The organism is Bacillus sp. CH_48, from assembly GCF_038008465.1.
In the GTDB taxonomy this organism is placed as follows: domain Bacteria; phylum Bacillota; class Bacilli; order Bacillales; family Bacillaceae_G; genus Bacillus_A; species Bacillus_A thuringiensis_S.
Map to the genome: position 1 here is coordinate 23,081 of NZ_JBBOZF010000001.1, position 13,427 is coordinate 36,507.

Here is a 13,427-nt window from a genome sequence, read left to right on the forward strand (position 1 = left end):
ATTACTACTATAAATCACTTTTTCAATACTTTCTGTACACTGCATGTATCCTACAAAAAGGTAACATTAAAACCCATCTACAAACTTGACAATCTTTCTTATTTCAGCATGTTTTCGGCGAATATAGCCTGTACTATAATGTAATTCAAACGCTATTTGTTCTAAAGTCATTCCATCAACATACTTCATTTTGAGAATTTGATGATCTAATCCTGTAAACTTATTAATTAAAATCTTTAAATCAAATACTTCATTGATCTTATGTCCTAACTCATATTCAATCGCTTCAATCCGATCTTCTACTTTAGCCCCTTCGGATTCAGCAGTTAATCGTACATTTTGTAAGTCCCCACTAGTCCAGCGCTTTAATTCTGCTTTTGATTTGTCTAAGTTATATTCTAAATATGCAATTTCTTCTTCTAGTTTCTGATAATCTTTGAGCCAGTCAAACATATAATAATCCCCCTACTTTTCTTTATTTAAATCCTGCTTTTATTTTGATCACCAAAGATAAACTAACCTTTATTATCAATTTAATAAAATTTATAAATATTAATTATGATTTATATTTTTTTAATAAAGTTTTTAATCTCTCACGCTCTTCTTCAATAGTTAACTCATTATTTTTTATAGGCTGCTCTTCTGGAACATCTTCTTTTTCATGTAACCATTCTGGTACCATTTCACTTCGATTAGTATCCCGTGATCCAAATTGTTTTTTATTCTTACCAAGATCAAACTGTGCATCTAGCATAGCTACATCCTTGAGTGTTTTTACCTTTTTGGTTTCCCATTTTTTAAGAATCCCACGTACATATCTCCACTTTGGTACATTTTCATCAATTGATCTATTTACTGCTTCCCCAATTAGTTCACTACCTAATGATTCACAAAATACACCAAGCTCTCTAATCGCTATTTCACTTAATGAAATTCTATTCTTCATTAAAAATTGATGACTTATTTTAAAATCATCATTTATTAACCTTTGTGAGATTAATTTTTGTTTATTATCATGACGATGATTTATATTTTGTATATCAGTATTTAGTTCTTTCGTACTTTGTATATTAATATTTAGTAGCTTGTGATTTTCCACCGGTAGGTTACCAGCAACAGGTTTTCCAGCAGGTGGGTTTTCCACTGGTGGATAATCATCCACTGGGATTTCTTAAATAATTGTCTCCCACCTAACAATTTTGTTTTTTTCATCTCTAACAGGAAATCTTTTAATATATCCGTATTCTTTTAATTCCTGCATTCCAGCTCTTAAGCTATTTATACCGTCTTTTGCATGTTTCGATAATTCCTCTCTATAAAACACCCAATCATCTGGAAGTGTGAGTATGTAAGCTAATATCCCTTTCGCCTTCCAAGAAAGTCTTTTATCCTTTAAACCGGTATTATTAATAACGGAATAATTATTATCTTTTTTTACTCGGAAAATCCCCATAGTATCTACCTCTCATATTTTAAAACCTTTGTTTACCTACTTATTACATTCTTTAACTGTCCATTCACAGTTCTCTCATTCTGTCAAAATCAATAAATTCTTTTGCAATACCTATATGTCATTAACAAACCTTGTGCATTTATTACGATCTCTAATCCACTCCCTCCATTATTATTAAAATTTAGAAGGTCCGTACTCACTACTTTTAGCTTCCACCTAACAAAATCTACTTTTCATTATTTTCAAACCAGAGTGCGCTTAAAAAGAACTTAAAGTTCGATTTATTACTAAAAAAAATATTATCTACACTCTTATCAAAAAACTTTGCAATCTTCCTAGCTGTCTCCATTGATGGAGTTCTTTCTTTTTGATCAATCATTCGAATATAGCGTTCAGTTACTCCGCAATAGCTAGCAATTTCTTTATATAAGTTTTTTTTCGGATCGTACATTTTATTTCCCATTATCCTACCTCCATAAGAACAATTAGTTCTAAATACAGATTAAAGAACTAATTGTTCTTTGTCAATGCATAAAAGAACTTTTTGTGCTAAAATGAATTCAAAGAGAACAATTAGTTCAATTAGAGAGGTGAACAATATGATAGGACTTAGAATAAAATCCTTACGAAAAAAAGAGAATTTAACCCAAAAACAACTGGCAGAAAAAATTGGGGTATCCCAAAGAATGATAGGTTACTACGAATCAGAAGAGAGGTTCCCTCCACATGATGTTTTAACTAAATTAGCTGATTGCTTTTCAGTTTCAGCTGACTATTTACTTGGTCGATCTGTTACAGACGAACCAAACGAACAAGTAACGCCAAAAGATGAGAAAGATATAGCAAAAAGAATGGAAGAAATAAAGAAAGATCTACAAGGCGAAGATGGCTTAATGTTCTCTGGTGAACCTATGAGTCAAGAAGCGGTAGAGTCATTATTAGATGCGATGGAGTACATTGTAAAACAAACAAAAGTAATCAATAAAAAATACGTGCCTAAGAAATATCGTAATCCAGACGATAACTGATGCAAGCTTAGGAGGGAAAATATTGAAATTCGTCATTAGAGATCTAGTCCAACAACTTTGCACCAAATACAACACGAAAAACCCCTATGAGCTTGCAGATTACTTAAAAATACATGTACTAACATGGGATTTACATGAAGAAATAAATGGTTTTTATAAATATGAAAAAAGAAATCGTTTCATTGTTATTAATACTAATTTATCTCCATCTATGCAGAGAACTGTTTGTGCCCATGAATTAGGACACGCGGTTCTACATACTCATGCAAATACACCTTTCCTGCGTAAGAATACATTCTTTTCCGTTGATAAATTAGAGATAGAAGCAAATACATTTGCTGCGCTTTTGTTAATTGACCAAAAGACCATTCAGCGTGGTGATACAAAAGCATGTATAGCATACAAAAATAATATTCCTGTTGAACTTTTGGAATTTTACAAGCCTTGCTAAAGGAATTAAGATGTTTTAATTGTTGTTTCAAACGCTGACGAGAAAAAGAGAGTGCTCCATCTTTAAAGCAAAAGAAATGAAATAGTATCTATTGTTTAAAAAATCTATACAGTTAAAGCAAATAAAAAAAATGCACCTCTAATTGTTAATTATGTGTCTAACAATTGGGGTGCACTTCAATAACAGTAGGTCTGTTTCAAAAAATCAATAAGCCCTAATATTGTCTATCCTTCACTGTACGAAAATCAATACACTACTTAAATATTACTTTCCTTGTACAGAAATTCCTAATACATAGTAATCTGGATGTAGAGTAACTACAGACTCCCCAGGTTTTACCCACTGTAGAGGACTTACATTTAATTCTACGCTATGATTATCTTTTTCAAAACGATTGATATAATCCTTATCATTTTTTACAAAACTATCAATTTCTTTTTTTAATTCTGGATTTGGATTTACTAATCTATCAATCTCTTTATCAAGAGTGAAATTCGGATTTATCATATGCATCCAGTTTTTCGCTAACTCAACAGTTGATTTGTCAACGACAAACATGAAATAGAAGTTATCTTCATCCTTCCCAACAAACGAAAATGAACCATGAGAGTCTATCATTCTTGGCAAATTAGGAGTATATAGATCAATTTCTGATGCTACATATCTATATCTGAAATTCGCATTATATTTCTTATTTACTTCAGTAACAAGATTTTGACCTTGTTTAGAAATAGATCGCTCTCTTACAGATGAAATTTCAATTGAATATCTATCAAAGAAAAAATCATCTGTCACTAACGCATTGGGAATACCTATTGGCGTTACCCCTGGTTTTTGCTCTGGCTTTGGCTCTGGTTTTGTTTCTTTTTCAACTGCATTAATAGAGTTATATAAGAACTGACTATACGCTTCACGTGTTACAAACATTTTTGGAGAATACATATTACCTCCAGTACCAATTGTAACCCCATTTTCCTCTAATGCACTAATTGCACCGTAAGACCAAGAATTTTTATCAACATCTGCAAATTTTGTTGTTTTCGTTGCCTTAAATTTAAAAGCATTTGTAAGTGCTTGTGCCATTTGTTCACGAGTTAAAATATCATCTGGACCATACTTCCCATCACCAAATCCATTTACAAATCCTGCTTTAGCAAGTGCTAAGATTTCTTTTTCAAACAAATGTCCTTTAATATCAGTAAAAGGATTTTTGAAGCTAGCATCTGCATCTGCTGGTTTTAGGTACATATAAATCATTCGAGCAACTTGCCCACGGGTTACATTGTCACCAAAGCCAAAGATATTATTTCCGTACCCTTGCACTACTTTACGATTTGTTAAATCATAAATTGCTTTTGTAGACCAGTGATTTGCTGGAACATCTTTAAATGTTGTATCTGCCTGTACATTTGATAAAGATGTTAAAGTTGTTGCTGCAAGTACTACACCTGTTAAAATCATTTTTTTCATTTTCATGCTATTTCCCCTTCTTCTCCTAATTATTTTTACGAATGAAAATATACTTTATTTTCCAACGTAATCATAATAACATAAATACATTATATTTATATATATTTATTTATTGTTTTTAATGATAAAAATACTAATTCTCCCCAGAACGCTATAGACTCACAAAAAAACTCTTCTTGCCTATAGAAGAGTTTTTACTACATTTTTACTGTTAAATAGCATTTTCCTTTATCTTAGTAAATGTCTGCTGTATTCTTTTTAAACTAGCCGAAATATTGTTTTAGTATTTCTAGCCCTATTTTCAACTCTTCTAATGAGTTTGTAGAGGATAGAGCAACTCGTAAATACTGATTAGACATGATTTGTGCGGTAATAAAACGCTCGGAATGAAAAACCCGAATGCCGTGCCTCTCCAAATCTGTTTCTAATTGAAATGCATCATAATGATTTTGAATCGGTAGCCAACGGTAAAAACTAAAAGGATGCCCGACAGGATTGTTGGAAGAAAAATATCCTGAATAAAAGCATTCCTATAATTGCATTTCATTGCTAACACACTAAATTTCACAGTGCTTTCCATTTGTTTTGTGACTGATGTTAAATACACTGGTATTTCTCTAAATAATAGTTCTTATCGGTTCATATATTAAATATGATTTTAAGAATACATTTTTTAATGAATAGTTAGGGAACAAATAACATTTAGGGAACATTTGCTTTGAAGTATACAAACCTTGACATAAAAAGAAAGTAACTGCATCAAGCATTTTAGAACAAAAATTCCGAAATGTTGACAAGACCCTAACGAATAAAGGAGGAATAGAGCATGGCTCGCTCAATTCGTGTTCTCTACCGAGGCGTACAAGGCAGAGTACGGAGAAACTTTAACTGGCCCCCTATTAGACAAAACTCTGCAGTTGTAATCACTGCTGCAGAATGGCGATTCTCCGGAGGGGTTTTTGGTTCTGCTGGTCGTCCCCACTTAGGTGAAGCTAATGTCTTTGTAACAAATATCGGCCCGCATGATCCCGAAGGTGGACCAGGTAGTTCGGGTGGAGTAGAATTCCATCTTCACGTCAATTCAGCATCCCCTTTAGACGTCATTGTCACAATTTCTGTACTGGAGGATATTGAAAACTTTGTAAATGCCTAGCACTGTACAACTCGAGAGCTTCTAGTAAGGTTAAAACAATTAGTCGAATGCCATTACTTACCGATTCCCCTTAGAAACCCCAGAGATAAATGGGGTTTCTTTTAGTTAAATAACTATTTGGTTTAATTTTCAAAATAAAATCGCTTGTCCATTTCACTTTGCTCTATCATTGTATTTTCTATTAATAATAAGAACTTTTAGAGGTGAATTATATTGGACAAGTTTTTATCTTTTGCAGTACTTAATCCCGATTCGATTGGACCTACACTTCCACCTATGCAACCTTTTCAATTCCCTTCTGGTCACACAGGTTCAACGGGTACTATTGGTGCTACCGGACTGACCGGAAGTACTTATTCACGTAATAAAAGCACTCCATAAGGAATGCCTTTTATTATGCCGAAGAAGAAAATTTATCAGCTGCAGAACGAGAAAATCCGAATAATCGGACACTTCCTTTAGGTAAACGAGTGATTGGAGGGTTCCCAGAAGATTGGGGAACTTATACAGATAAAAAAGCATTTCATGGAAATATGACATCTACTGATACACTTGGTATTGCACCAAACGCAAAACTTTTCGATATTCGTATCTTCGAAAAAGAAGGAATAGAAGAATCTTTTCTAGATGTAGTAATTGAAGCTTATGATTGAGCAATTCAACAGCTTCGTCGCAATGGGACTCCACAAATACTTTCCAACTCATGGGGGGATAGGTGCAGTTCCAGAGGCCACTGATAACTCAAATCATTCGATGAATCGAATGATTTGAGAAGCAATTCAAACAGGCATATTAGTATTATTTTCAGTCGGTAACTGTGGAGATCCTTGTGGAAGTAGAAATCCTAATTATTGTAGAACGAATGGCCCCGGAAAGAGTATACATGGAATTAATGGACATCCATTAGTAATGACAGTAGGTGCTGCTAATATTAATGATGTTCGTGCAGGATATAACGCTCAGGGTCCAGCTAATTTTGATGAACATAAACCAGATTTCTGTGCACCTACTCACTTTACTGGTTATCATCACAACAATACTGGTACTTCCGCTGCTTGTCCGGTTGCTGCTGGAGTTGTTGCGCTTCTTAAACAAGCTAATCCTGATTTAACATAGAATAAAGCTAAAAAAGTGCTAATGGATACAGCAAAAAACTTAGAGGAACCTGGTTGGGACTCAGATACCGGTGCTGGTATGATTCAAGCAAATGCAGCATTTAATCGCCTTATGGAGCATAATTAGTCTATAAATACTCTTATAATATGAGCTAATCCTTTTTTCATTTCTTGTAATCATTCCACATAAGATCAAAAGTTAGTTTTTAGAAACTCTCCAGCCATCTATAACTGTACTTCGTTCAATTATTATAAAATTAATACAACTCAATATCTTTATCAAATTAGTTTTTAAAATTCTCGTTCTTTACATTACAAAAATCTAATATTCTTTTTTTATTCTAATACATTTTTAAAACAAGATATTTATATTTCTCTAACCCTGAAAATTTCGAGGATTATCTAAGATTTAAACAACACTTTCAAATGGTATTTATATCCAAGATCTTCATGTAATTTCATATATATATCAAAAAATAATTAACCATGATAAATGCAAATTTTCCATTTAATACTTGTATAAACAAATGAGTTCGTTCACAAGTTATATTTGAAATATTGCTTTCTAAGCAAAAATATAATTAAGGTGGTGAAACTATAAGAATGAAAACACCTATTTTCCCTGGTGGTACTAATGATCCTGAAAACGAATTACTTGTTTCCGGCAGTTTTCGTAATCATTCTACAACTGTAAATTCTATACAATCACTAGTCAATCAAGTAAGCGAAAATCAGTTCCAATCATATTTAACCCATTTAGTTTCATATCCAACAAGGTTTTCTACTAGCTCTTTTTATGAAGAAGCCGCAACATGGACTCGTGAGATATTAAAGGAAATGGGATATACAACTAGTAGCGAAACAATACGCGTAAACAATGAAAATAGCCAAAATGTTATCGCAAATAAAATGGGTACAAATCCTGATGAAGAGAAGCACTTAATTATTATTACTGCACATCTTGATTCTGTTAACCATAGTGGAGGGCCTTCATCTAATGCTCCTGGAGCCGATGATAATGGCAGTGGTAGTGCAGGAGTTTTGGAAATTGCTCGTGTATTCAAAGACATTCCCGTACAACATGATCTACGTTTTATCCTTTTTGGAGGAGAAGAACAAGGATTATTAGGTAGTAAACAATATGTTGAGAACCTAACTACTCCAGATAAAAATCGCATTCGAGCAGTTATTAATATGGACATGATAGGAAAATTAAACACTTCGACACCAGCAGTATTAATTGAAGGTTCACCTTTATCTGAAGAGCTCATTAATGGATTAAAAAATGTAGCATCTTTATATACAAATATCGATGTCAAGGTATCTCTAAATCCATTTGATAGCGACCATGTATCTTTTCTTAATAAGGGGATCCCTGCTATTTTAACAATAGAGGGCGAAGACTCTTTGAATCCTAATGACCATACCGCAAACGATACTCTTGAGCATATCTATTATCCACTTGCTCTTGATATTTTACGAATGAATATAGCTTTTATTGCTTCTCAAGTTACAAATTTAGAATGAAAGAGGGAATTTTCATGAACAACTTTACTCATGAAGAAAGTTTCCATAACTCAACAGACAATTCTAAAGACCCGATCCCTACAAGACGTAATTGTGGAACTATGAGTATGCACGAAAAATTATTAAAGGAATCCGAAGAATACAGAAAAGAACGCGAAAAAATTGAAAAAATGACTGAAGAATTTATTAAGAATAAAAAACAATAAACATTTTTACAATCGTTTTCGAATCAAACATTATTCGAAATATTGAACGAAACTTACAGAATATCAGCTAAAAGGAGAAATTAAAATGCCAAATCAAACTAACTCATCAGAAGGAAAAAATACACCTACTGTGCGTAGATGCGCAACTATTGAGCTTCACCATAAATTACTAAATGAGTCTGAACAATATAAGAATGCTCGTATTGAAATTGAAAGTGTAACAAATGAATTCCTGAATAGTGCGCGTCTAGAATCAGAAAGACCAGTTGTTAAAATCCCTGTAGTAGTCCATATTGTATGGAATACTGAGGAACAAAACATCTCAGATGAACAAGTCCATAGTCAAATTGATGTTTTAAATCGTGATTTCCGAGCAACAAACCCTGACATAGCAAATGTACCTTCTGCATTTAAAGATTCTGTAAGTGATGCTAGAGTAGAATTCTTTCTTGCTACAAAAGATCCTGACGGAAATCAAACAAATGGTATCACTCGTACCCAAACAACTCATCAATCATTCTCAGTAGATGATGCAGTCAAATCAGAAAGTGCTGGTGGAGTAAATGCCTGGCCAGCTGATAGATACTTAAATTTATGGGTTTGTAAGTTAGAAGGTGGGCTTTTAGGATATGCACAATTCCCTGGTGGACCAGCTGATAAAGATGGAGTTGTTATCACATACACTGCATTTGGTACTACAGGTACTGCAAAAAAACCTTTCCATTTAGGACGAACAGCTACTCATGAAATTGGTCATTGGTTCAATTTATTCCATATTTGGGGTGATGATGGAAATGCATGCAATGGCACTGATCGAGTTGATGATACGCCTAATCAAGGAGGAGACAATGTTGGTAGTTCACAAGGTGCACCTGGTCGTCCTGTAATAACATTTCCACATACTTCTTGTAACAATGGACCTGATGGCGATATGTTTATGAACTATATGGATTACGTTGATGATGATACTATGGTTATGTTTACAAAAGGTCAAGTAGATCGTATAGATGCATGTCTTGCTGGACCACGTTCATCCTTTCTTACAAATTAATACGATAACCTAATTTTAAATCGATTTAGGTTAGGATTAAGTAATAAGTATATACATGCAATAAGTACCCTATAAATCATAATAAATTAAATCTCGTTAAAACAAAAAGAGATGTCCTAGTACTATATCTAGGGCATCCCTTTATTTTTACTCAGCTTAAAACATAACTCGTCTAAATTTCTAGATTTTATACACCTCTAACAATTAAACAATTATTAGAGATATCTTCTACCTAAAACCATACCGTCTAAACCAATATCATCAGCAGTTTTCAAAGTATTATTTGGTTCCCACTCTTTATAATAAGTTACTGAAACATCAGTTGCAGCTTATGCTCTTTCTCCTAATACAAGTGATAAGGATAATAGCATTGTCGTCGAAAGTACACTCATTCCTATTTTTTTATAAATTGACATAAAATACATCTCCTTTCCATATTTATTCCAACTTTACATAATCAATTAATATATTAAAATATTAAAATATTTTTATCAATTTCAAACTGAATGTTCAGACTATAAAACTAGATTTCACATATCCTATCTAAATACTAAAAGTAAAATATGAAACTACCGATGTTTTATTAGTGATTTCGTATTTTTGTAGTTCAAATATAAATATTGCTTTTTTAATGTAAATTAAACCATCCTCGTTAGAGGTTTGAAATTTTATTGAAATATTTCCATTTAGCGACCTTACAGCCTATTATAAGTAGAAGTATTTCAATTCTCTAACATGGATTGTGGAACAACTTTTTTTCCCACTATTTTAAATTCAATTTCCCCTTTTTCCCCGTATGCAAGTTTTATCATTGGAATAGTTACCATTAATTCTTCTTTCTTTTTTCTTACTGCTTCTAAGTCAATTATTTTCATGTTAAAATCCCCTTTTCTTATTTATTTACTTATAATAACAAGGAGAAAGCACTCATTTGAGTGCTTTCTCCTTGTTATTATAAGTGGACCTTGTAGGACTCGAACCTACGACCGAACGGTTATGAGCCGTTTGCTCTAACCAGCTGAGCTAAAGGTCCAGAGCATAAATTTCACTTCATAGAACTTAATCACTTATAATATTTTACCACATAAGGTATCAATTTACATCACTTCCTATTTAATATGCACATTTTCATCATGTTAACAGTGTTTATACTCCTCATTCCATACACTTTCTAATTCGTACTATGTTCCTATACCCTTATCGGTATTTGTTTAACAATAAAACATAACCTTACTATTAGAACTTAATACCTATATACTCTTTCATTTTATTAAATAAAAAGAAGTTACTCTAATTATAGTAACTTCTTTTCATAATTAATGACTTATTCTTACTATCTCTTTTAGATATCTCTGCATATTTTGATTTACTGCATGAACGTAACATCCATTTATCCCGCGAGATAATAGCACGTAATAAATACGTTTAATATAGGATGTTAACTCCTCATTATTTATATCTGTTCCCTTAATTGGAAGACCATTTCGATCTTTATATTCTTTTGGATTCACCACAATCTTAGCTTTATTTAAATCATAGTCTCCATTTTCTTCACCTGCGTAATCACAATCAATTTCAGCTCCTAAAATCACACCCACATAATTTAAATCCGCACCTTGGGTAGTATGTATACATCCTATTTCCTCTATACTATTCTCAAAGTTAATCCAACCTTTTACCTTTGAGTTCCATCTGAATGTATCGCCTGTAACAGGATCTTTTATATCATAATGATTTTTGTCCTTCTGTGTAATCCATTTCCAAGAATAACCTGCGACTACACGACATAATTCATGTTTTTCATTTAACGCTTTCATAGATTGATTCAACTCTGTAATAGAGTCCATTACCTTAAAGTCATAACCCCGCAATAACCCTTCTTCATACACTCCAACATTATTTGCTATTTGTAAATATTTACGAAGCCATGCTAAATATTGATCTCCAGATTTCAAACGGAATTGTTTATGTAAGGGATGCCTCTTATAATTCGCTGTCAACTGCTGGAATACATCTGTATCTATATCTGCTGGTCGAATTGTTTGGTGTGGATCATAAACTATTGTTAAATGATACGCAAATGTTTCTATTAACTCCAACTCAGTTGTATAACCATTATCGGTGACTAAATGTTTTAAATCACGTGCTTGTTTACCAAAATATTGTTTCAGACGATGGGCTTCGTCCACAAAAACATATTTATATTTTGTGTCCCTACTTTTTGCCTGCTTAATAAATTGTGAAGGTGAAAGTACTGTAATACTTTGTAGACCTAGTTTGTTCATTAAGCTCTTATATAAATTTAATGAGTGATTTTGTGGAACAACAAGTGCTATATCCTCATAATTCAATCCCTCTCTCGCTTTACCAGTTTCACTGTCATAAGCTAGCGCATATAAGATGTTTGTTAATACAATTGTTTTACCGGTCCCCGGGTCCCCTGTAATCAAATGTCTACTATTTGATGTAGTAAGCATCGTATTAAAAATGTCTTTGCAAACTTCAATTTGGTTTGCCGATAGCTCTTTAAATGGTGAGTATTTATAAATAAATTTATTATGTATCTCACCTAAATTCTCACTAGCTACCCCTTCTTTCATTAAATGCTCCCAAATTCCTGCAAACATATTTTCAACATTTTCAATTCCATTATAGAAATGAATTTTTTGTCCTCTGACTTTATTCAGTAAGTTAAATTTTTCATCTGCTAATAAATATTCAATTAACAATGTTTCAATATGCTTAATTGAACTTTCATTAAATAATTCACTTTTTATTACAATCACTTCATTGAATGTTTTAGCTTCATCACTTATATGTGCAACAAAACGCTCATATATATCTGTAGACTTACCTACATACAAATTCTTCTTATCCCGTTGAATATAGACTACTGGTATTCCATCTATTTTAGGATCTCTGATACAACATTGCTCAAACTCTTTTCGCTTCTTTTTAATTATGTAAAATGAAGATAATTTTGCCGCAAATGATAGCATTTGAATAACTCCCTACTTTTTAATTTTAAGAATACTTAAGGATGTGTGTATTTCATACTTTTGAAATACAATCCATACATCCAAATCATGATCTCAACCATCTGCTTTCTCATAACCATTTCAAAAAACTGTAAAACGATTTTCGCTTTACAGTTCGTTATATTTTTTATTACTTCCAAATGCTTTTTCTACAGGATATTTCTCTGCATTCTTTTCCAACTTAGCATGTACTACTTCTTCTAGATCAATATTTAATTTATCACTTAACATAAGTAAGTAAATCATTACATCGGCCATTTCTTCTTTTATTTCCTGCATTTTCGTCTCTGTTGCTTCTTCACTAGACTTCCATTGAAAAGTCTCAAGCAACTCTGATGCTTCTAAATTTAAGGAAATTGCTAGATCCTTCGCATTATGAAACTGCCCCCAATTTCTCTCATCTCGAAATTTTATTACTACCTTTTGCAAATCTTCCATCATTATTAATCTCCTCTCAATCACTTACTATCTCTTTAAAACAAATTCATTACATCTATAATTCCCTCTAATTAACCTTGATCCAGATATAATCATCTTCATATTTAACATTTAATTTTAATCGAATACCCTTCATATAGTCCTCTAATTTTCTTGTAAAATCCTCATCATTCAATTGATCATATTTATCTATGGCTAGATATAACTTGAATATATTCCCTTTCGTTAAATCAAACTCCCATTTCAAAAAATTATGTAACATATTTTCCTTACTCATGTAGTGATTAGCTTCCATATAATCTAGTAATTCATATAGATTATAGTATACCAAGTTATTTGGTTTAAGCTCTTCACATTTGGGACAATATTCTCTATATCTATCTTGTAATTGCATAATCATTTCTGTTCCACATTGATTACAGTTATACATGTACCATTCCCCTTTACTGGATAACCCAATTCGTCTCTCTTATGTTCTTCCTGTCCTTGAAGTTGAA

15 protein-coding genes, 1 tRNA gene and 3 pseudogenes are annotated in these 13,427 nt (G+C 32.4%); 9 read left to right on the top strand and 10 right to left on the bottom strand.

Annotated features, from left to right (window positions below; genetic code table 11):
- Positions 1–66: 66 nt before the first annotated feature.
- From N2V92_RS00145 to N2V92_RS00155, 3 genes and pseudogenes are all read right to left on the bottom strand, one after another.
- Positions 67–453 carry a DUF1492 domain-containing protein gene (locus N2V92_RS00145; RefSeq protein ID WP_000460736.1) on the bottom strand — a complete coding sequence of 129 codons (387 nt, stop codon included), beginning with the start codon at positions 451–453 and terminating at the stop codon, positions 67–69.
- 103 nt (positions 454–556) lie between these two features.
- Positions 557–1,453 (bottom strand): annotated as a pseudogene (locus tag N2V92_RS00150) (DnaD domain protein).
- A gap of 226 nt (positions 1,454–1,679) precedes the next feature.
- Complete coding sequence (locus N2V92_RS00155; protein ID WP_000527099.1) at positions 1,680–1,916, bottom strand: helix-turn-helix transcriptional regulator; 237 nt, start codon at positions 1,914–1,916, stop codon at positions 1,680–1,682.
- A gap of 136 nt (positions 1,917–2,052) precedes the next feature.
- On the opposite strand from N2V92_RS00155, the gene N2V92_RS00160 reads away from it, so the two are divergent.
- Together N2V92_RS00160 and N2V92_RS00165 are read left to right on the top strand one after the other, a co-directional pair.
- A complete protein-coding gene (locus N2V92_RS00160) occupies positions 2,053–2,481 on the top strand; it encodes a helix-turn-helix domain-containing protein (protein WP_097939119.1) in 429 nt (142 codons plus the stop codon).
- Positions 2,482–2,503: 22 nt separating this feature from the next.
- Complete coding sequence (locus N2V92_RS00165) at positions 2,504–2,932, top strand: ImmA/IrrE family metallo-endopeptidase (protein ID WP_000673778.1); 429 nt, start codon at positions 2,504–2,506, stop codon at positions 2,930–2,932.
- A gap of 264 nt (positions 2,933–3,196) precedes the next feature.
- On the opposite strand, the gene N2V92_RS00170 is transcribed toward N2V92_RS00165, so the two are convergent.
- Positions 3,197–4,408 carry an S-layer homology domain-containing protein gene (locus N2V92_RS00170; RefSeq protein WP_016078276.1) on the bottom strand — a complete coding sequence of 404 codons (1,212 nt, stop codon included), beginning with the start codon at positions 4,406–4,408 and terminating at the stop codon, positions 3,197–3,199.
- Positions 4,409–4,665: 257 nt separating this feature from the next.
- Positions 4,666–4,923 (bottom strand): annotated as a pseudogene (locus N2V92_RS00175) (PLP-dependent aminotransferase family protein); the annotation flags it as partial.
- Positions 4,924–5,228: 305 nt separating this feature from the next.
- Between N2V92_RS00175 and N2V92_RS00180 the strand changes: the two are divergent.
- From N2V92_RS00180 to N2V92_RS00210, 7 genes and pseudogenes are all read left to right on the top strand, one after another.
- The gene (locus tag N2V92_RS00180) at positions 5,229–5,555 is read left to right on the top strand and encodes a hypothetical protein (protein ID WP_016078275.1); all 327 of its coding nucleotides are present in this window, start codon (positions 5,229–5,231) and stop codon (positions 5,553–5,555) included.
- A gap of 213 nt (positions 5,556–5,768) precedes the next feature.
- Positions 5,769–5,909 (top strand): annotated as a pseudogene (locus N2V92_RS00185) (exosporium leader peptide-containing protein); the annotation flags it as partial.
- A 116-nt stretch (positions 5,910–6,025) separates the two neighbouring features.
- Positions 6,026–6,208, top strand: a complete 183-nt coding sequence (locus tag N2V92_RS00190; RefSeq protein ID WP_016078274.1) for a hypothetical protein — start codon at positions 6,026–6,028, stop codon at positions 6,206–6,208.
- A gap of 136 nt (positions 6,209–6,344) precedes the next feature.
- Positions 6,345–6,671, top strand: coding sequence for a S8 family serine peptidase (locus N2V92_RS00195; RefSeq protein WP_080117736.1), 327 nt, complete (start codon positions 6,345–6,347; stop codon positions 6,669–6,671).
- Positions 6,672–7,273: 602 nt separating this feature from the next.
- A complete protein-coding gene (locus tag N2V92_RS00200; protein ID WP_170264951.1) occupies positions 7,274–8,197 on the top strand; it encodes a M28 family metallopeptidase in 924 nt (307 codons plus the stop codon).
- A 14-nt stretch (positions 8,198–8,211) separates the two neighbouring features.
- A complete protein-coding gene (locus tag N2V92_RS00205) occupies positions 8,212–8,403 on the top strand; it encodes a hypothetical protein (RefSeq protein WP_016078271.1) in 192 nt (63 codons plus the stop codon).
- Positions 8,404–8,488: 85 nt separating this feature from the next.
- Positions 8,489–9,454, top strand: coding sequence for a zinc metalloprotease (locus tag N2V92_RS00210; protein ID WP_016078270.1), 966 nt, complete (start codon positions 8,489–8,491; stop codon positions 9,452–9,454).
- Positions 9,455–10,176: 722 nt separating this feature from the next.
- Here N2V92_RS00210 and N2V92_RS00215 read toward each other — a convergent pair.
- From N2V92_RS00215 to N2V92_RS00235, 5 genes are all read right to left on the bottom strand, one after another.
- Positions 10,177–10,329, bottom strand: coding sequence for a hypothetical protein (locus tag N2V92_RS00215; RefSeq protein ID WP_016078268.1), 153 nt, complete (start codon positions 10,327–10,329; stop codon positions 10,177–10,179).
- Between the two features lie 84 nt (positions 10,330–10,413).
- Positions 10,414–10,487, bottom strand: a tRNA-Ile gene (locus N2V92_RS00220).
- Between the two features lie 283 nt (positions 10,488–10,770).
- Positions 10,771–12,453 carry a DUF2075 domain-containing protein gene (locus N2V92_RS00225; protein WP_170264950.1) on the bottom strand — a complete coding sequence of 561 codons (1,683 nt, stop codon included), beginning with the start codon at positions 12,451–12,453 and terminating at the stop codon, positions 10,771–10,773.
- 147 nt (positions 12,454–12,600) lie between these two features.
- Positions 12,601–12,930 carry a nucleotide pyrophosphohydrolase gene (locus N2V92_RS00230; protein ID WP_078994335.1) on the bottom strand — a complete coding sequence of 110 codons (330 nt, stop codon included), beginning with the start codon at positions 12,928–12,930 and terminating at the stop codon, positions 12,601–12,603.
- A 67-nt stretch (positions 12,931–12,997) separates the two neighbouring features.
- Positions 12,998–13,360, bottom strand: coding sequence for a hypothetical protein (locus N2V92_RS00235; RefSeq protein WP_000282135.1), 363 nt, complete (start codon positions 13,358–13,360; stop codon positions 12,998–13,000).
- Between the last annotated feature and the right edge of the window lie 67 nt (positions 13,361–13,427).